Origin of the sequence: Mycolicibacterium mageritense, assembly GCF_010727475.1 — a bacterium.
Taxonomy (GTDB): domain Bacteria; phylum Actinomycetota; class Actinomycetes; order Mycobacteriales; family Mycobacteriaceae; genus Mycobacterium; species Mycobacterium mageritense.
This window is the reverse complement of sequence record NZ_AP022567.1, coordinates 5,350,923-5,369,155: the sequence shown is the minus strand read 5'-3', so window position 1 is coordinate 5,369,155 and position 18,233 is coordinate 5,350,923. Positions and strand designations below refer to the sequence as shown.

The following is an 18,233-nucleotide window of genomic DNA, read 5'->3' as shown; positions in this document are numbered from 1 at the left end:
GGACGCTAGGCGGTTTTTGGCGGTTTTGTCGATGACTAGGCGGTTATGGGGGGTAGTAGCCTTGAAAAAGTGGTGTCCCGCGACGCATACCCGCAGGTCAGAGGGCATGTAGGCGATTAATGATTATGGCGGTATGGCGGTATGGCTGTCTTGAGCGCCGCGAAAACCCTCCCGCTAACGCGCCGCCGCTCACAACGCGGCTCACCGAAACGCATATCCGCAGCTCAGAGTATATAAATATATAAGTGTCACGTCCCCAGGTATTCATAACGAGAGCAAACCCCTAGCGGCGTAGGCGATTCATGGCTGGAGTCGCCATATCGGGGCTCAAGACAGCCATACCGCCATACCGCCATAAATGCGAGCGGCGAAATATGCCCTGACCTGCGGATATCCTGCTGTGCGGCATGGCTAAACGGGGTCTTTATCGCCTAAACGACCCCAGAACCGCCTACAAAACCGCCTACAGCCGCCATAACCACCCGCCATGCGTCACCCACAGCCAAGCGCCCCTCTTTCCCCTCCCACCACCCTCACGCCGCGCCCGAAAACCCACCCGACCAGCCGATTCAGAGTCCCGTGTGGCGGGTGACCAGGTGACCGTGTGTGTACGCCGCGCAGTCCCGATATACCGCTGACCAGCGGAAACGGGACCATATGCCCGCTAGTGGTCACATGGTCACCACGTGCCCCACAGCCGCGCCCTCCTGCCCACCACCGCCCCGATGGGCAGGCGACCGCCGTTTCAGGGCTCTCACAGGGCACACAGCCGCGATTCCCGCATCAGGTGTCCGATTGCCCGCCGCGACCCGCCCAGTGGCTCAGAGGGGCGCACAGCGCCCCTCAGCGCCACCTTGCGCATCCCCGCAACGGATCGGTTGACCGCCGCCCGATGCCTGATGTGCGCCGTCCACGCACCACGGAAGTTCCCGGTGTGCGCATGACCGCCGCACAGCGGCAGTTGTGGCGTTTTTGATTACAACTGCCCCGAAAAGGCTGCAACTGCCCGATGCCCGAGGGCAGGTAGACCACCTTCTCCCGCGACCCCAGGAAAAGTCCCCATCGACCACCCCACCCACGCCCAACGCAGCGCCCTTCACCGTCCCCGTGTGCGCAGCGCCAAAACCGCAGTTCACGAAAAATACATGCAGGTCAGAAGGTGTCGTTACCGCCGACACCTTCGCAATACGCGGCGCGCCACCCCCATAACCGCAGGTAGAGGGTTTATCGCAGAAAATACCCGCAGGTCAGAGGTGTTACGCACGAAAATCACCGTTGCACCTTTCTGACCAGGGGAAATGACGTCTTTTCGTGGTAGAATTGGGCATGTGCAAGAGCATCGCCGAAGGTGGGAAACGGTGCCGCTGTGCCGACCCTGAAAAGCAGGAGAAGCGGCGGGCGGCAGCAGCGAAACGGCAGGCGGAGTACATGCGCAAGAAACGCGCCGAGCACGCCGCCGCGACCGCCGTCACCGATCCCGTGGACATTGTGGACGCAGCGCCCGAAACGTCACCGGAAACCGAGCACACCGAAGCGGTACAGCGCCTCACTGACTACCTCACCGCGATCCGCGAGCAGGAGACCGCAGCCCATGCCGAGCAGGTAGCGGCAGCGATGGAAGCGGTGTCATCCGTCCCGAACCCCTTCACGGGGATTACCGTCCCCGAACCGACCGCCGATCCCATCACCGTGGACGACGCCTACACCGCCCACCTGGCACGTGAAGCGGCGGAGGAGCGCGAGCGGGCAGAGCAAGAACAACGGGACGCAGCCCCGAAGCGCAGGGCTCAGGTGACCGCCCCCGCCGAGCAGGCGAGGGTGGAAGCGAACTTCCGCGAGTTCATGGAAGAGATGCGCGCCGCGCAGGGTGTTACGTCCACCTAACAGCAAACGTCGTACAGTACCCCTATACAAGTCAACACCCTCATCTACAGGGTATTTTGCATAGAGACCCTGTACGATGGGCATATGACAGCAACTGTTTCCGAGGCAGCGAGCCTCTTGCTGACCCTTCGGCGACAAACCGCCGAGGTGCACCGCGCGCGGGAGGCAGCCCACGACGCGAGCCGAGCACGGTTCTTGACCATCGCCCGCCTTCGCGGTTTGGGCGTCCCGTACCGCGCCATCGGCGCGGCGATGGGCTTGACCGCGAGCGCCGCGCAACGCCTGATCGAGACGGCACGCGAGCGTCACCCGGAACTGATGACCCCACAGACACAGCCCGCGACGCTGGGCGCAGGTACGACCCTGAAGGCAGGTATCCGATGAACAAGACCACAGCCGCAGCGGCAACCCTCACGGTGCTCACCGCTTTGTCCGGTGCGGGGATTTTGGTGCACGGAGTAGGTGCTGAACCACGGCAGGATGGGCAGAGTGTCACGTCCCCCGCATCGAGCGCGCCCCGCACCGTGGTGCAGGCAGCGCCCGCCCCCGGTGAGCCGCTGTGCGCCGAGATGTTGGCACGGTGTGCGCCGATTCCGCCCGCGCCGATGACCCGCCTGGACGTGTCGGTGCCCGAGGAACCGAAGACTGACATGGCAGCGGAGTACAGCGCCGCGTGGGATGAGGTGAAGGCACGATGAGCCCGTACCACGGAATCAGCCAACGCCTTGGCGAGCTGGCAGAGCAGGTCAACGACTACACCGCCTCTGTGTCCACCCCTTTCCCCGGAAAGGGCACCACCGTTGACGCGGCGAACGCCGCGAGGACGGCGATGGCTCAGCATCTGGGAAACCTGGCAGATTGGCTACATACCGCATCGGTAACCGCAGACACGCAGGCGTCCTACGACAAGGGCTTGGAGGCAGCGCCGAGCCCCTCCGACATCACCGACCTGCGAGAGGCTTGCCACGCGTCAGGCAACGACCCCGAGGTGGTGAAGGAACTCAAGGACGCGATGGGCAAGAAGGAAGCCGCGCAAGACCTGCACAACTCCGACACAGCAGGTACCGAGTGGGGTGATCAGCCCGCAGCCCCCGCAGGGTGCCCCATACCTAGTACCGAAAACCCGAACGGCGACTTCGGTGACGGAACGGGCGGCGGTCTGGGCGACCTGGACGGCGACCGTACTGAAGACCCCGACGTGGAGGGCGCTGAGGACACCCCCGTCACGATGAGCGAAGGCGGTGAGAGCGCACCGGTAACCATGTCCACAGGCACGCCCGAAGCTCCCGTCACCATGACTGACCCGATCAGCGACACCAACGTGGGTACCGAGACGAGCGCGGACACCACGATTCCTCCCACAGCGGGAGCGGGCACAGGGCAGCTCACTCAACCGACTCAGGCGACCCCTGGCGGGCAGCCGATGCAGACAGGCGGGCAACCCAACGCCGCGTACGGACCCGGTGGCGGTGCGCCTGGGCAGCTTTCGCAGCCGCAGGCATCCCGTGGAGGGGCACCTCAGTCACCCGAGAAGAAGCGCGAAGCGCAGGATCGGCGGGACGAGCGTGACGCGGCTCTGGACGCTGGAACAGGTGTTGCTGGTACCGCCGCTGCGGGAATCCTTGGCGCAGGGCTCACGTCCTCACCGCCGACCAACACGTCTGGCGCGCAGGGTGTTACGCCCCCTCAGGGGACACCCCCGACTACCAACACCCCGCCCGCAGGTGGTGGCGTGATGGGCGGGGCTGGTGGTGTACGCCCGCCCAACGGCTCGATGGGCAGCGGCGAAAATGTCGCCCACATGAAGCGTCCCGTGATTCTTCGTTCCGAGGAGGAGCTGAACCGCGAACTGGACGAACTGCTGGGCATCCGTGTGCCTGACGACCGCGACGACGAGGAGCCGAAGCGATGAGCGACGAAATCACCGTAGACCCTGAGGCATTGGCGAACGAGAGGCAGCGACTGACCGCGCTTTCGAGCAGCATCTCCGCGACCATCACCGCCATCGACACCGCAGCGGCAGACGTGCTCACGGAGACCGCCGAGTGGGGCACGAAGTGGGAGGCACTGGGAGCCTATGACCCGACCGCCGCGTCCCTCAACGAGGGCATGGTGAAGATCGCCGCATCGCTGGGCGCTATCAAATCCGAACTGGACAACCAGGCGCAGGTCACCGTCACACGCGCCGAGGACACCGAGGAGCTGGAAGCCGAAGCCGGACGCCGCTTCGACGGCATCGACACCGACCTGGGCACAACAGGACGTTCCACACCGCCGCCCGCCGATTCGGGTTCTAGCGAAGGGTCTTTCAAGATATGAGCCGCAAAGTGTCACGTCCCCTAGCCACTGGTACCGAACTGTTTGTACCGAGCGTTGTATCAGGTATGGGCACACGGAAGCGCTGGGCGACCGTCACCGCAGCGGTGGTGACGGCTATCGCGCTGTCCGCGTGCGGGACAACGACGACCGCTGGCACCGCAATCAGCTCACCCGCCGTGATGACCACGCCAAAAGCTCCTATGCCGACTTTGACCGCCGCGCCGACAACCGCCGCCGCTGCCGAGACCGTGCAGGAATTGGTATGGAGGGCGCTCAACGACATCGACCCTTTCTGGGAGACCGCGCTGGGGCGCACGATCAGCGCAGAGGTGGTGCCGTTCGATAGCCGCCTTGGCGAGCGCCCGACGTGCGACGGTGACGCCGTGAAGGTGGCGGGCTACTGTCCCGCAACCACGAAATCGGACACGATCATCTGGGATGTTTCCGAGTTGGAGCGCATCCGCACCGAAGGCGGCGACCTGGCGGTGGCTCTGGTGATGGCTCACGAGTACGGGCACGCCGTCGAGGACGCCGTGGGGCAACCCTCACGCGGTGTTACCGCCGAAAACCGCGCCGATTGCTTGTCCGGGGCATACATGCGTACCAACGCGACCGACTACACCGGGGACTGGGACGCGGCGGTGAATGCTGCCAAGCCCGAAGGTACCGAGGATGCCGACCAACGCGCAGCCCGCATTGCAGGCATCGAAGCGGGGCGGGCGATGACTGATCCCGCCGCGTGTTTGTCGTACTCACCGTAAACGCTTACCCCCACAACATATTTCATAACTCAGCAGCCCACCACGGCGGCTCATACCGCACCACCCACGGTCTATCGGGGTCGGTCACAATCACCGCGCCGTCGTCCTCGAACGCGGGCAACGGGTCGTCATACGGGTCAGCCCAGTCCAGCTCGGTCGGACACCACCGCGCGGCGTCCGTCCACGGGAAGTCATCGGTGTCGTCGTCGTCCAGCTCCAGGGCGTCGATGGTGTCAAGCAGCGCGTCCAGCGGGTCAGTCACGGCGGCGGGATCAGCTCCAGGCGTGCCACGCCCTCGGGACAGTGCAGCTCCGCCCAAGGGCGGGAGATATTGTCAAGACTTGTGGATGAGCGAGTTTCAGGCGGCCTCCTCGGTGGGTGAGGTGGAGTCGGTTTCGGCGAGTTTTCCCTTCTCGAAGGTGGCGCCGTCGCGGACCAGTTTCACCAGGTGGGGTGCGTTGACCGCTCGCCATTTCGCCTGTGCGGCCTCGATCAGCTTGTAGGCCATCGCCAGACCCGCAGCGCGGGATCCGGGGCCTTTGGTGACCTTGGTCCGCAGTCGCACGGTCGCGAAGGTGGATTCGATCGGGTTAGTGGTGCGCAGGTGTATCCAGTGTTCGGCCGGGTACCGGTAGAACTCGAGCAACACGTCGGCGTCATCGATGATCTTGGCCACAACCTTGGGGTACTTGGCGCCGTAAGCCTTCTCGAAGGCCACGATCGCTTGGCGTGCGTGCGTGTCGTCTTCGGCGTTGTAGATTTCCTGCATCGCTTTGATCGCGTTGGTGTGCTGATTTCGGCAGTGCAGCAAGCACATTGGCTTGTTTATGGAACCAGCAGCGTTGCTCACGCGCTTGTGGGAACACCTCCCGCAGCGCGGCCAGAACCGAGCGCCCGTCCCCGACCGCCAGGGCCGGCGCCGTCATGCCGCGGCGTTTGCACGAGCGCAGCAGATCGGCCCACGACTCGGTCGATTCCCGATACCCATCAGCCAGGGCGATGAGTTCCTTCTTGCCGTCGGCGCGGACCCCGATCATCACCAGCAGGCATAGTTTCTCCTGCTCCAAACGCACTTTGAGGTGGATGCCGTCGACCCACAGGTACACATAATCGGCGGTGATAGCCCGGTCGGCGAAGGCGGCGGCCTCTCTGCCATTGACTGGTCAGCCGGGTGATCGTGGCTGCTGACAGCCCCGCGCCCGACCCAGGAACTGCTCCAGGGCGGGCCCGAAATCACCGGAGGACAGCCCATGCAGGTACAGCAACGGAAGCACCGCAGAGATCTCCGGGCTCTTGCGTGCCCACGCAGGCAGGATCTTCGACGAAAACTTCTGCCGCTCACCGGTTTCCGGTCGACACGCTTGTCGTTGACCCGGGGTGCTTTCACCGCGACCGCACCGGCGGCGGTCATCACCTCACGTTCGTGGTGATACCCGTTGCGCACCACCAGCCGGTGCCCATTCTCATCGACCTGATCGACGAACTGGTCGATATAGGCGGCGACCTCAGCGCGCAGTGCCGCGGCGAGCATCTGCCGGGCCCCGTCACGCACGATCTCATCGAGGATCGAGCGGTCTTGGCCGGCCGGGTTGGAACCTTCGTTGTTGTTGACTACCGTGAGCACGAAGCGTGCCTTTCCGCCAGCGCTGCAACGCTGACTTGATCAAGTGACTACCGGGATCATATTTGCGGGAAGGCACGCCCTCCCAGATCCACAAGTCTTGATCATTCCTCCAAGGGCGGCGGGACAGTTGCCTATTCACCAGGTCGCACAGCATCAGGTAGTGCTCGGTGTCGTTGAGGTGGTGGATGATCCCCAGGTCATCGCACATCTCCTCAATCCCGCAGCCCAGCTCCGCCGCGCCATCCGCCCCCTCCAGGTAGTCGCCGCTCACGGTCACGGTGTCCCCGCCGTCGCGCGGTATCCAGGTCACCCTTGCCTGTAGCCACATTCGGTCAGCGTCGGTGATGAAGGGCGTGAGGTCGTAGGTCACGACGCGGCTCTTTCGATCCTCACCACATCGGACGATGTCCTGATGGTCACGCACCCATCGACACCAGGGGTGTCCAGGACGACACCGAAACCGTGCCCGATTCTCGGGTAGTCGATCACGCTGACGATGGACACCGCATCACCGTCCCATCGCATCACGGTGTCATCGTCGGGGCGGGCGCGCGCGATGGTCATGGCGTCGAAGTCCCACACATGCACCGCGCCGCTGATGGTTGTTACCCACCAGACCCCGGTACTCGCGGCGTCCAGGTAGACGGGGATGTCTTCGGTCACGTCGTTGCTCATGGTGTCCAGCATCGCTCCAGCCACCGACATCAGGCAGCAGGTAATGGGGACGTGCACGAATCCAGCGATGTGACCTGATTCGAGTCACGGCCACACGTAACAGGTTCGTCAGGCGTACTTCACCGCGTGGGGTCCGTTAAAAAGCTCCTTGTCGCTCGCGCCATCGGCACGAATCGCCTTGCGCACTTCGGAGTCGAGCAAGTTGAGCTTCACCAAGTCTCCCGACTTGTTCTTCGCCAGCGATTCGAAGCCCGCGTACTCGGACGGGTACCGCTCCACGAAGGCGGCGAAACCCTTCAGCCGCTCGATACCGTCATCGAAGTGACTGCCGTGCGGATCGACCACCGATGCGATCACGGTGCCGTCTGCCTTCTGCTGAAAGAAGATGAAATCGGGCTGCGCAGTGGTCCAGCTTCCGTCCTTCCTCTGATACGGCACGCGAATTGCATTCTCCGTTGCCGCCGAAGGATTGCGGTACCAGCCAACGACCTTCGCAGTACCCTTCCGCGCTAGCTCGGTCTTCACGACTTGGTGCTCCCAACCGCTCCTGAAGTCCAGCGGATAGTCGCCGTTCGCATCGGACAACAGGTGCCGCCGCGAAGTGGGCAGTAGGTTCTTTCCTTCCTTGTCCTTGGTCGGCTCCAGCTTGGTGGTCGGCAATACTGCTGGTTGAGGTAGCGGCACACCAGCACGTCCCCTGATCCTGCTGTACTGAGCCTTCTGCTCATCGCTGAGTGCACGAATCCCCGCGTCGTAGGTCGCCATCCATTCCTTGACTACAGCGGTTGCCTTCTCATCGAGCGCCGTTTTCACCACTGGAAGTGTTGTAAGCGCAGCCACTTCGAGTTTCGCCTGGATGAGGTCCATGTTGCCGTCCGCGTCCTTGTCACGTTCGGCGCGGAACTTTTGGTACTTCGTGGCGATGTTCTTGGTGATGGCTCGACTCGCGGCGCTGAACGCCGCGTCGATGGCGCGGGTATCAGCGGCGAGCGTCATCTTGTCCGAGTTGGTTGAGCCGTCCTTCATGTTCACTTCAGTCACCGCGACATCGGCGGTCTGGATGTCCGCTATAGCTTTTGCGATGGCGTCCTTGTGCTCCGACGAGTTGAAAATCCCGTCGAGCACGTCGAATAGCATTTGCAGCGCTTTCGCGTTCGCGTCTGTCAGCAGTCCGTCACCCGCAAGTGCGACAGCGGCGTCGAACAGATTCGCTAAGGGTTTGGCGGCAGGTTGCGGCTTCGTCTCACTGGGCAAGAGCGGGAACAGATCGAACACCGCCTGTGGGACGTAGCTGTCCTTGCGTGGGTCTCCGTCGTCAACACCGCCTGGGGGCACGATGTTTTGATGCAACGTCACTGGATCGCGCAAAACCCGCTGTTTGCCGCCGTCATTCTCTCCATCCGAGCTGGATTCGTCGTACGCACGGTTGGTCAGTGCTTTTGCCACCTCGTCGGTGGTCTGCGAATCGAACTTGGGAAGCAGGCAGGTGACCGAGTTCAGCAATTCGTCCGAGGGTATCCGTCGTGCTAACGGTGTACGGACCATGCGCCCGAGGAACTGTGTAATGAAGGTGCGGTCCCGTCCGCCCCGCATCGAGAACAACACCTCGGCTCGTGGGCAGTCCCATCCTGTGTTCACCGCGTTCTTGGCAAGAAGCACACGGATATAGGACTTCACTTGAACAGTTTCGGGTTCGACGTGACGGACGTTGATGCCTGCCGTTGCGATGTCCGAGTGGTCCCCGAACACGTGGCGAATGTTCTTCTCGGTCAGTTCATCCCACTCTTCGAGGATGGTACCGACAATGAGTTTGAGTTCAGCGTCGCTTGGTTTGTCTCCGACCTGAACCACCAGCAGCGGAAGCACGGGATCAATACCCTGTTCCTGGCAGTAGGCATCCCAACGCGCAGTTTGGTCCTTCACAGATGCCACGGCTGCCCGCAGCATCGTTGTCTCGAACTGTCCATCTTCACTTGGCGCATTGAGGACGATGGTGTCTTTGAGGAGCCCGGAGTCCTGAACATCAGCGACTGAGACTGTCACGTCGTCCTCGGTCATCCGACCAGTGGCACCCTCCATAGCCTTCTTGAACCGCTCAGGCGTCGCGGAGATGCCCCACACGATTGGCACTGGCGGACGGTCACCTTCCCCGTTGACCAGACGCAGCGCCGTGGTGGACTTGTTCTGCTTACCGTTGGTCATACCCTTGTGCGCCTCATCGAGGACCAAATAGAGGGTGCGCGTGGGTTCTTCGATGGTGTTCTTAATGGTGTCCCACAGCGTCCAAGGACGCGTCGCGGTTCGTTGAGTCCAACTCGTTGAGCCGTCATACAGCTTCTGCACATTCAGGAAGTACACGGTCAGCGGGTCGAAGACTTCTGGGAAGTCCGTGTTGTTGATGGACAGAAGCTGGTTCGAGTTCAGCTCCGACGCGGTGAGCATCCTGCCTTTGGTTTGATTGTTGAGGCTCTCATCGTCAGTCAGCCAGAGAACAACCGCCGTGGGGTCGTGTTCGATGTCGTATTCGTTCGAATCTTTGAACAAGGCTTCGATCACTGCCGAAGCGATGACGGTCTTGCCCGCGCCAGTGACGGCAGCGAGAGCAAATGCGGTGCGCTTGTTGTAGTTCGGGTCACGGTAGATTTTGCGTGCAGTCACCAGTTTCGACAGCACCTCACGTGCAGCCGAGTCCTGGTAGTCGAATAGCGAGAAATGCACTTCCGGTTACTCCTACACGCGAGTTGTGTTGATTTCGAAGTTATTCAGGTAGTTCTCGTACAAACGCACCACATCAAGCCGATGCCCGTTCACTTCGTCGGGCAGCTTCGATGTGACGCGCTGAAACAGTGCATCGTCGTCGGTCACCACATACACACAGCGCAAGACCTCGACCTTCTCCAGAGAGCGTACGAAGCCGCGCCAATGGTCAGGGTCGAAGAGCACGCCGTAGTGATCGGCAACTGCGAAAGTGTCCGTGCGCGTGTCAATTCGAGAGCCTTGCCCACCCGCGCGCAGCCACAACATCGGCGCTACGGCGGTGAAAGCTAGGTCCAGCCGCACAGCTTCGGCGTCTTCGTAGGTCAGGGTAAAGAACTCGACGTTCTCCTCGAAGCCCTCGGACATCGGGAACTCATCGGTGAACTTGTAATTACCCTTGATGGTCTCGCCTTCGGGAGTCCGCCCCGTCACCGCCGCTTTGATTCGAGGTTTGGTGATGTACTCACAGATTCCCCACGCCTCCCATGCGGCATCACCTGGGTACCGTCCCTCCTCACGGAGCTTCTTCTGCTCGTCAGCCGAGACTTCGTTGTTCGTGATGGAGATGGACTGTCGCCAACCGTTGTCTTGACGGTTCAACCGCATCACGGCATGAGCAGTCGTTCCCGATCCTGCGAAGAAGTCAAGGATCACCGCATCGGGCTTGTCCTTGAGGAAGAACCGCAGGCAATCCTCCACGGCGTACAACGATTTCGGAAAGGGAAAACTACGCCCAGGCAGAAAACTCGACAAGAGAGTGGAGCCATGCTCGGAGGCGTTGTGAGCGCGCAGCTTCCATTGAGTAGGTGCGATGCGTCGCCCGTCGCGCCGACCAACCGCGATGAGCGATCCATCCTCTGCCCGACCTGTGACCTCAAACTGATCAGACATCACGGCTTCGTACGCACCGTCTGGCAAGTAGTTCACGACAAAGCCGTAAGTAGTTGGACGCCCAAGTCGTACACGTCCCTGTTCTATCCGCGTTCGCAGTTCGCCCGCCGATATCTGCCACCGTCCTTCCTTGCCATTCCGTCGCAGAGGCAAAATCGCAACGAGCCCCTTGCGCGTCGGAGCCTCATGAACACCCGCTGGGAGGGCGTCACCAACATCAACGATCTTCGGGATGGACGGGTCGGCGTATATCGGATAGAACATCGACGGACGGTCAGCCCGCGCGGCGTTTGATCCACGGCGCATCATTGAGGTCCACTCGGGAGTTTGAAGCTCCGGTTCCGTGTCAACGTCCTCAGCCGAAACATCCTCTGTACCCGCTGCTGAACTCGACCACTCGGGACCAAGGAGGAGCCGAGTGGGAGCCGCAGCGCCCAACATCGCATAGAAAATGTACTCATCGGTGCGGCGGAACTCAGCGCCCCGTGACACGCCCTTGGGGTTTATCACCGATGAGACCATTTGGATACGCGCCTGCGGGAAAGTCTGCTCCAGCAGTAACCCCAGTCGATGCACTTCCTTCTCGTCAATCGTGACGATCAGAACCGAGTCATCGGGATCGAGCAGTTTTTTCGCCAGCTCCAGTCTCCGCTTCATGAAAGCCAGCCACTTGCTGTGCGAGTAGGTATCTTTCGGGTCCACGAAGTCGTTGTTGTACTTCCAGTCGTTGGCTCGCGTGTTGTACGGCGGGTCAATGTAGATGCAATCGACCTTGCCCGCGTGCGTAAACGACAGGGCTTCCAGCGCGTGTGCGTTTTCGGCGTTGATGACAGTGTGGAACGGCTTCTCCCCGCCGCGCTCGATGCGGTCTCCTGTGGACTTGAGTCCGGGGTAGATGGGGTCACGGAAGTCAGCGATCACCACGAGGTTGTCGAGCGGCTGGTTGTCCCTCAGCGCGTCTGTGTCGGCACTGACAATCTCGGCAACGCGACCACCCTTGGCGCGGCGCACCTTGTTCACGCGCCAGGTGCGCCCTCCCTCGTCGTCTTTGATGCGCACCTTGTCGAGAACACGCACGGCGCGTCCGGGCAGTTCGACAGTCTCGGGTAGGTGACGATTGAATACCAACCCGAACTCGCGGTCGGCGGTGACGGACTTAATGGCGCGGCGGAGGTCGTCCGCTAGCGACGGGTCATTGTCGCGGACCCTACTGAGGAGCGAGTCGATCAGATTCGTTGCCCTCGGAGCTGGTACCGCTGCTGATGGCTCGTCTGACATTCGAAATGACCCCCTCAACCTGCACTGTTACTGCCTAGACCCTATCGAGTCGGCGTCGATAGCGGTCAGGGACACGGACCTTCTCTCACAATCTGGAGGTAGGGGCAACAAACCAGCGACACAACCGCGCATCCGCCCACTGCCACGCCGCCGTGACCAGCTCGCCGTCACCCGTTCCAGCCGCCGACGACCGACCACGACGCGGACCTCTGTGCGGAATCGCTGCGTTAGTCCTCACCGCTATCTGGGACAGGTGCTCACCCAGAAGCGGTCAATCGCAGTTCCTGCGAAGGGACGTGACATAAGTGGTCAGCCCCTCCCCCGTTGACCACTTATTAGCCGAATATGTGGACAACCCCGCTGTTGAGCGAGGCGGTTCATTAACAGTTTCCCCAGTTCACAGGGTTTTATAGTCCGCCGTTGTCGGTCGCTGATATCAGGTGACAGCGGTGACCACTAACAGCGGGTCCGGGGTTCGAAACCCTGACGGCGCACGCAGATACCCCTCTGGCCCAATTGGTAGAGGCAACGGTTTTAGGTGCCGTAGGTTCCCGGTTCGAGTCCGGGGAGGGGTACGTCGAGGCATGGCTCATAGCCGGGAGCGATCCCGGTGAAAGGCGAGGTGACATCTCGCCGCCGCACCGAAAAGTGCGGAACCCCATGCAATCCACGCCGTTGGCCCGTTTCGCGAAAGCGGAGCGGGGAGCGGCCCGAGTCGGGTGTGAGGAATGGCAAATGCTGACCTCGGCGCAGTGACGTACTGCGCGGCACCCACCATGACGAGGGCTGTTTCTCGGCGCGGAAGGGATGACAACAGTCCGAGCTTGCCAGGCGAGGGCGGATCCCATGAACGCAGAGACCGGTCACCGGATCGGTGGAAGCGCGAGAGCGCAGCGGCTTGGCAGCCAAGCGCGAGGGTGTGAAGCATTCTGTGGCCCAAAAGGTCACGGAACTTCGTGGGAGAGCACGTCCTCAGTCACCGCACTAGCTCAACAGGCAGAGCAATCGTTCCTAAACGATGGGTCGCCGGTTCAAATCCGGCGTGCATCCAACGAGATATTGTCAAGACTTGTGGATGAGCGAGTTTCAGGCGGCCTCCTCGGTGGGTGAGGTGGAGTCGGTTTCGGCGAGTTTTCCCTTCTCGAAGGTGGCGCCGTCGCGGACCAGTTTCACCAGGTGGGGTGCGTTGACCGCTCGCCATTTCGCCTGTGCGGCCTCGATCAGCTTGTAGGCCATCGCCAGACCCGCAGCGCGGGATCCGGGGCCTTTGGTGACCTTGGTCCGCAGTCGCACGGTCGCGAAGGTGGATTCGATCGGGTTAGTGGTGCGCAGGTGTATCCAGTGTTCGGCCGGGTACCGGTAGAACTCGAGCAACACGTCGGCGTCATCGATGATCTTGGCCACAACCTTGGGGTACTTGGCGCCGTAAGCCTTCTCGAAGGCCACGATCGCTTGGCGTGCGTGCGTGTCGTCTTCGGCGTTGTAGATTTCCTGCATCGCTTTGATCGCGTTGGGGTGTGCTGATTTCGGCAGTGCAGCAAGCACATTGGCTTGTTTATGGAACCAGCAGCGTTGCTCACGCGCTTGTGGGAACACCTCCCGCAGCGCGGCCAGAACCCGAGCGCCCCGTCCCCGACCGCCAGGCCGGCGCCGTCATGCCGCGGCGTTTGCACGAGCGCAGCAGATCGGCCCACGACTCGGTCGATTCCCGATACCCATCAGCCAGGGCGATGAGTTCCTTCTTGCCGTCGGCGCGGACCCCGATCATCACCAGCAGGCATAGTTTCTCCTGCTCCAAACGCACTTTGAGGTGGATGCCGTCGACCACAGGTACACATAATCGGCGGTGATAGCCCGGTCGGCGAAGGCGGCGGCCTCTTTCTGCCATTGACTGGTCAGCCGGGTGATCGTGGCTGCTGACAGCCCGACCCCAGGAACTGCTCCAGGGCGGGCCCGAAATCACCGGAGGACAGCCCATGCAGGTACAGCAACGGAAGCACCGCAGAGATCTCCGGGCTCTTGCGTGCCCACGCAGGCAGGATCTTCGACGAAAACTTCTGCCGCTCACCGGTTTCCGGTCGACACGCTTGTCGTTGACCCGGGTGCTCACCGCGACCGCACCGGCGGCGGTCATCACCTCACGTTCGTGGTGATACCCGTTGCGCACCACCAGCCGGTGCCCATTCTCATCGACCTGATCGACGAACTGGTCGATATAGGCGGCGACCTCAGCGCGCAGTGCCGCGGCGAGCATCTGCCGGGCCCCGTCACGCACGATCTCATCGAGGATCGAGCGGTCTTGGCCGGCCGGGTTGGAACCTTCGTTGTTGTTGACTACCGTGAGCACGAAGGGGTCTGCTGCACGATCAGGTGACAGTTTCGGTCACGCGGCCTGACTGGCCGGTGTGGTCATGATTGCTTCGAATTCGATCGGGGTCAACCGCCCGAGGCCGGACTGGCGGCGGCGCCGGTGGTAGGTGCGCTCGATCCAGGTGACGATCGCGATGCGGAGTTGTTCTCGGGTGTCCCAGCGGCGGCGGTCGAGCACGTTCTTCTGCAGCAGGCTAAAGAAGCTCTCCATGGCGGCGTTGTCGCCGGCGGCTCCGACACGGCCCATAGAGCCGACCATCTCGTGTTGATTCAAGGCGTGTACGAATTTCCTTGACCGGAACTGAGATCCGCGATCCGAGTGCAGAATGCACCCCGCGACATCTCCGCGTCGGGCTACCGCGCTGTGTAGTGCCCGGATGGCCAGTTGTGACTTCATTCGGGAGTCGATGCTGTAGCCGACGATCCGGTTGGAGAACACGTCCTTAATCGCACAGAGGTAGAGCTTGCCCTCACCGGTGCGGTGCTCAGTGATGTCACTGAGCCACAACTGATTTGGCCCTTCAGCGGTGAAGTCACGCTCGACAAGATCGTCGTGCACCGGCGGCCCGACTTTGCCGTTCTTGCCGCGTTTCTTACCAAACACGCTCCACAGTCGATTCTGCGAGCAGATCCGCCATGCGGTGCGCTCGGCCATCGGCTCGCCGGCATCGCGCGCCTCCTCCACGAGGTAGCGGTAGCCGAACTCCGGATCGTCTGCGTGCGCGTCGAACAGCGCATTGGCGCGGTAGGCCTCGATGAGTTCGGCCTCGGTGATGGGGTCGGCCAGCCAGCGGTAATACGGTTGGCGGGAGAGCTTGAGTACCCGGCACGTCACCGCGACGGGGATCCCGTCGGCGGCGAGCTCTTTCACGAGCGGGTAGACCCTTTTCCCGGCAGATTGGCCTGCGATAAATACGCTGCGGCCCGGCGCAGCACCTCGTTCTCTTGCTCTAGCAGTTTGATCCGCCGTCGGGCTTCGCGCAGCTCACCGGACTCGCTGGCGCTCTTGCCGGGCTTGGTGCCTTCGTCGATGTCGGCCTGACGGAGCCATTTCTGCAGCGTCATCGGGTGCACTCCGAAATCGGTGGCGATCTGCTCGATCGTTACACCGTCATCGCGGTTGCGAGCGACCCGGACGACGTCGTCGCGGAACTCGCGGGGGTAGGGCCTTGCCATGGGGACATCCTTCCAGCCCGCCCATGCTGGGCAAGCCAACTCAGATGTCACCTATTCGTGCAGCAGACCCAAGCGTGCCTTTCCGCCAGCGCTGCAACGCTGACTTGATCAAGTGACTACCGGGATCATATTTGCGGGAAGGCACGCCCTCCCAGATCCACAAGTCTTGATCATTCCTCGCATCCAACAAGCGAAAGACTTTCCCTGCCACGGCTCAACAGCGCCGTAATCCTCGACTCCACAAGGGGAATCGAGGCGGTCGTGAACTCGCAAGGTGATCGGCCGTCCGTGAGGCGGTAGTGCAGCGCAGAGGTTGGCTGCCCCTGCGCGAAGCGAAACCTGCGGAGTAGACCGTGGCATGACGAGTGGTTGCCGCAAGCAACCCGGCGCGGCGGTTACCAGTGGGAGCTGGTGGACAAGTCGGGAAACGATAATCCGACGAGAGACCGTCATGGGTGGGTGCAGTCTCAGCCCACCCAAACACAACGGCCTGCAGAGCAATTGACAGGAGACGTGGCAGAGCGGCGAATGCAGCGCCGTGCTAAGGCGTAGCCGGACATCCGGCCGCGGGTTCGAGTCCCGCCGTCTCCGCAGCTGGGGCTCGGCGCACACTACTGTCGAGACATGGCGAACGCGTTCGAAGACCTGCAAGTGCTGCATGACAATGGTGCGCTATATGCGGCCCTGAGTCAGCTCCAGCTCAAAGAGGGGATGGAAGAACGACTCGGCGGCGAGTTCGACTACGCAGCGGATCTCGCTGCGGACTCCATGGTCTTCACCGGTCATTCTTCGGGCGCGATAATCCAGACCAGCGTCGAGTTGATGGCCAGCGTCGCTCCCGGGCCGCAGACGATCGTCTGGGGCCGGGCGTTGCCGAACGGAGGCCGCGCCGGTGCGGCGGCACTCCTTGAGCGCGGCAAGGCAGAGAGTCTCCCCAGCCTGCTGAACGACGAGGTGCCCTTCCCCGGTGGGGAGGATCCCGATGACGCGGCTGAGCTCGCCGCTCTCGAGATCGGCGCGGTGGTAGCTGCGGTCACGGGCGGTGGCCCCACCTATATCCTCGGCGTCGGGGGTGGCACCGTGGTGGTGCTTCTCCTCGGCTTCCTCGACTTCGCCGTGCCCCGGATCGACCACAGATTCGCGACGCGCGTACCGCTGGGGTTGGGAGCGGGCACCGTTGCCGATCACCGATCATCGATCCACGGTCTTGCGGTGATGTCCGGCTGGAGCGTCGACTGGGCCCAAGACGGCCGCCGCGTGGAACTCACCGATGCCGTGACCGGCAACTCGGCGACGGCCGTATTCGATCAGTACGCTCGGCTCACCGCGTTAGAGGCCTCGTTGGGCTGACGCGTTCGCTATCGCATCACACGCATGTGGAGGTCACCGACGACCGCGCCCGGTCTTGCCCGGCTTGCGGGCAACCTTGCCCGCGGCGGCGCGGGCTGCCTGCTTCGCGAGAGTCTTCTCGCGCGCGGAGCGTTTCGGTGCCGGTTCGGTCTGCCCTCGCGACGAACCCGCCCTACGGCCCCGCACGATCCCGATGAACTCCTCGACCGATGCCGGCTGCTGCCCGTCCGGGAAGGCCAGCGCCACCGGGCACGTGGGCGCGTCGGTGATCGCGCGATACGTCAGATCCTTGCGGTGATACAGGCGCGCGAGCGACTGCGGAACGACGAGCGCGCCCATCCCCGCGGCCACGAGTTCTATTGCGTCGGCGGTGGTCTCGGGCCGGTGATCGACCGGAACCCCGGGGGCGTCCGCCCATTCGACGACGTCGTCGAGCGGCCGCAGGACCGGCTCGCCGTCGAGATCGGCCGCGGTGATCGCATCGACGGCAGCGAAAACGTGGTCGGTCGGCACGACGGCCACCGTCGTCTCCTCGTACAGCGGGATGACAGCGAGCCCCGTCGTGTCGGTCGGCAGTCGCAGCAACGCCACGTCGACCGTGCCGGCCCGCACGGCGGCGGCCGCGTCTGCCGCGGCTACGGTGTGCAGTTGCAACGGCACCTCGGGCTGGCGCTCCGCCCAGATCCGGGCCCACTTCGCGGGCGTCCCGCCGGGCACGTACCCGAGTGTCAGGGTCACCGCCTCAGGCTACCGATAGGCTTGGTTCATGAGCAGGCCCAACGCGCAGTCCATGAAACCCGCCACGGCGGCGAAGAAGCTGGACGTGTACCTGCCCGCCACGCCTGCGGAGTTCCAGGAGAACCCCATCACCCGTGACGAACTCGCCGCGCTACAGGCCGACCCGCCACAGTGGCTCAAAGATCTCCGCAAGAACGGGCCACACCCGAAGAACCTCGTGGCCGCCAAGCTGGGCATCTCGATCGCCGGGCTCACCCGCGCAGGCGTGGAGAAAGCGTTGACCACCGAGCAGATCAACAAGCTGCTCGAGGAGAAACCCGACTGGCTGGTCGCCGAACGCGAGAGTTACCAGAATGTGCTGAACGAGGAGCGACGCCTGAAGGCGGCACGTCGCCCCTGATCGCCGAATG

General features: G+C 62.8%; 15 protein-coding genes, 3 tRNA genes and 2 pseudogenes. 11 read left to right on the top strand and 9 right to left on the bottom strand.

Annotated features, from left to right (window positions below):
• Window positions 1-1,326: 1,326 nt before the first annotated feature.
• The 6 genes from G6N67_RS25855 (at window position 1,327) to G6N67_RS25830 (ending at window position 4,964) form a co-directional block, all read left to right on the top strand.
• On the top strand, window positions 1,327-1,884 hold the full coding sequence (locus G6N67_RS25855) for a hypothetical protein (RefSeq protein WP_131524747.1): 558 nt from the start codon (window positions 1,327-1,329) through the stop codon (window positions 1,882-1,884).
• Window positions 1,885-1,968: 84 nt separating this feature from the next.
• Complete coding sequence (locus tag G6N67_RS25850; protein WP_036436348.1) at window positions 1,969-2,268, top strand: hypothetical protein; 300 nt, start codon at window positions 1,969-1,971, stop codon at window positions 2,266-2,268.
• Window positions 2,265-2,582, top strand: a complete 318-nt coding sequence (locus tag G6N67_RS25845; RefSeq protein WP_036436345.1) for a hypothetical protein — start codon at window positions 2,265-2,267, stop codon at window positions 2,580-2,582. The genes G6N67_RS25850 and G6N67_RS25845 overlap by 4 nt, the downstream gene beginning before the upstream one ends.
• The gene (locus G6N67_RS25840; RefSeq protein ID WP_036436343.1) at window positions 2,579-3,796 is read left to right on the top strand and encodes a hypothetical protein; all 1,218 of its coding nucleotides are present in this window, start codon (window positions 2,579-2,581) and stop codon (window positions 3,794-3,796) included. The genes G6N67_RS25845 and G6N67_RS25840 overlap by 4 nt, the downstream gene beginning before the upstream one ends.
• Complete coding sequence (locus G6N67_RS25835) at window positions 3,793-4,203, top strand: hypothetical protein (protein ID WP_036436340.1); 411 nt, start codon at window positions 3,793-3,795, stop codon at window positions 4,201-4,203. Before G6N67_RS25840 ends, G6N67_RS25835 begins: the two co-directional genes overlap by 4 nt.
• 65 nt (window positions 4,204-4,268) lie before the next feature.
• Window positions 4,269-4,964: a neutral zinc metallopeptidase gene (locus G6N67_RS25830; protein WP_036436338.1), complete on the top strand. Its 696-nt coding sequence runs from the start codon at window positions 4,269-4,271 to the stop codon at window positions 4,962-4,964.
• 22 nt (window positions 4,965-4,986) lie between these two features.
• Here G6N67_RS25830 and G6N67_RS25825 read toward each other — a convergent pair whose 3' ends face one another.
• The 6 genes and pseudogenes from G6N67_RS25825 to G6N67_RS25800 form a co-directional block, all read right to left on the bottom strand.
• Window positions 4,987-5,226 carry a hypothetical protein gene (locus G6N67_RS25825; RefSeq protein ID WP_036436335.1) on the bottom strand — a complete coding sequence of 80 codons (240 nt, stop codon included), beginning with the start codon at window positions 5,224-5,226 and terminating at the stop codon, window positions 4,987-4,989.
• A gap of 96 nt (window positions 5,227-5,322) precedes the next feature.
• A pseudogene (locus tag G6N67_RS25820) lies at window positions 5,323-6,588 on the bottom strand (IS256 family transposase).
• Window positions 6,521-6,958 (bottom strand): hypothetical protein, encoded by a 438-nt coding sequence (locus G6N67_RS25815; protein ID WP_163642286.1) that lies wholly within the window; start codon window positions 6,956-6,958, stop codon window positions 6,521-6,523. Before G6N67_RS25815 ends, G6N67_RS25820 begins: the two are co-directional and overlap by 68 nt.
• Entirely contained in the window at window positions 6,955-7,263 is a 309-nt protein-coding gene (locus G6N67_RS25810) for a hypothetical protein (protein WP_131524745.1), read from the bottom strand. Before G6N67_RS25810 ends, G6N67_RS25815 begins: the two co-directional genes overlap by 4 nt.
• A 108-nt stretch (window positions 7,264-7,371) precedes the next feature.
• Window positions 7,372-9,981, bottom strand: coding sequence for a DEAD/DEAH box helicase (locus tag G6N67_RS25805; protein WP_036436327.1), 2,610 nt, complete (start codon window positions 9,979-9,981; stop codon window positions 7,372-7,374).
• A 12-nt stretch (window positions 9,982-9,993) separates the two neighbouring features.
• The gene (locus G6N67_RS25800) at window positions 9,994-12,189 is read right to left on the bottom strand and encodes a site-specific DNA-methyltransferase (RefSeq protein WP_051578961.1); all 2,196 of its coding nucleotides are present in this window, start codon (window positions 12,187-12,189) and stop codon (window positions 9,994-9,996) included.
• A 501-nt stretch (window positions 12,190-12,690) separates the two neighbouring features.
• Here G6N67_RS25800 and G6N67_RS25795 point away from each other — a divergent pair.
• Together G6N67_RS25795 and G6N67_RS25790 are read left to right on the top strand one after the other, a co-directional pair.
• A tRNA-Leu gene (locus G6N67_RS25795) sits at window positions 12,691-12,764 on the top strand.
• A 405-nt stretch (window positions 12,765-13,169) separates the two neighbouring features.
• A tRNA-OTHER gene (locus G6N67_RS25790) sits at window positions 13,170-13,240 on the top strand.
• Window positions 13,241-13,275: 35 nt separating this feature from the next.
• Here the strand turns inward: G6N67_RS25790 and G6N67_RS39545 are convergent.
• Together G6N67_RS39545 and G6N67_RS25780 are read right to left on the bottom strand one after the other, a co-directional pair.
• Window positions 13,276-14,536, bottom strand: a pseudogene (locus G6N67_RS39545) (IS256 family transposase).
• 36 nt (window positions 14,537-14,572) lie between these two features.
• Window positions 14,573-15,735, bottom strand: a protein-coding gene (locus G6N67_RS25780) for an IS3 family transposase (RefSeq protein ID WP_099156389.1) whose coding sequence is annotated in 2 segments (ribosomal slippage) — window positions 14,573-15,448 and window positions 15,451-15,735 — 1,161 coding nt in all. Because the reading frame shifts where the segments join, the coding sequence is not laid out codon by codon here.
• Between the two features lie 507 nt (window positions 15,736-16,242).
• On the opposite strand from G6N67_RS25780, the gene G6N67_RS25775 reads away from it, so the two are divergent.
• Together G6N67_RS25775 and G6N67_RS25770 are read left to right on the top strand one after the other, a co-directional pair.
• Window positions 16,243-16,326: transfer RNA gene (locus tag G6N67_RS25775), tRNA-Ser, on the top strand.
• Window positions 16,327-16,359: 33 nt separating this feature from the next.
• Window positions 16,360-17,085 carry a DUF6882 domain-containing protein gene (locus tag G6N67_RS25770; RefSeq protein ID WP_036427748.1) on the top strand — a complete coding sequence of 242 codons (726 nt, stop codon included), beginning with the start codon at window positions 16,360-16,362 and terminating at the stop codon, window positions 17,083-17,085.
• Between the two features lie 33 nt (window positions 17,086-17,118).
• Here G6N67_RS25770 and G6N67_RS25765 read toward each other — a convergent pair whose 3' ends face one another.
• Window positions 17,119-17,823 (bottom strand): LysR family transcriptional regulator substrate-binding protein, encoded by a 705-nt coding sequence (locus G6N67_RS25765; protein WP_036427749.1) that lies wholly within the window; start codon window positions 17,821-17,823, stop codon window positions 17,119-17,121.
• A 28-nt stretch (window positions 17,824-17,851) separates the two neighbouring features.
• On the opposite strand from G6N67_RS25765, the gene G6N67_RS25760 reads away from it, so the two are divergent.
• A complete protein-coding gene (locus G6N67_RS25760) occupies window positions 17,852-18,223 on the top strand; it encodes a DUF5997 family protein (RefSeq protein ID WP_073906863.1) in 372 nt (123 codons plus the stop codon).
• Window positions 18,224-18,233: the final 10 nt, after the last annotated feature.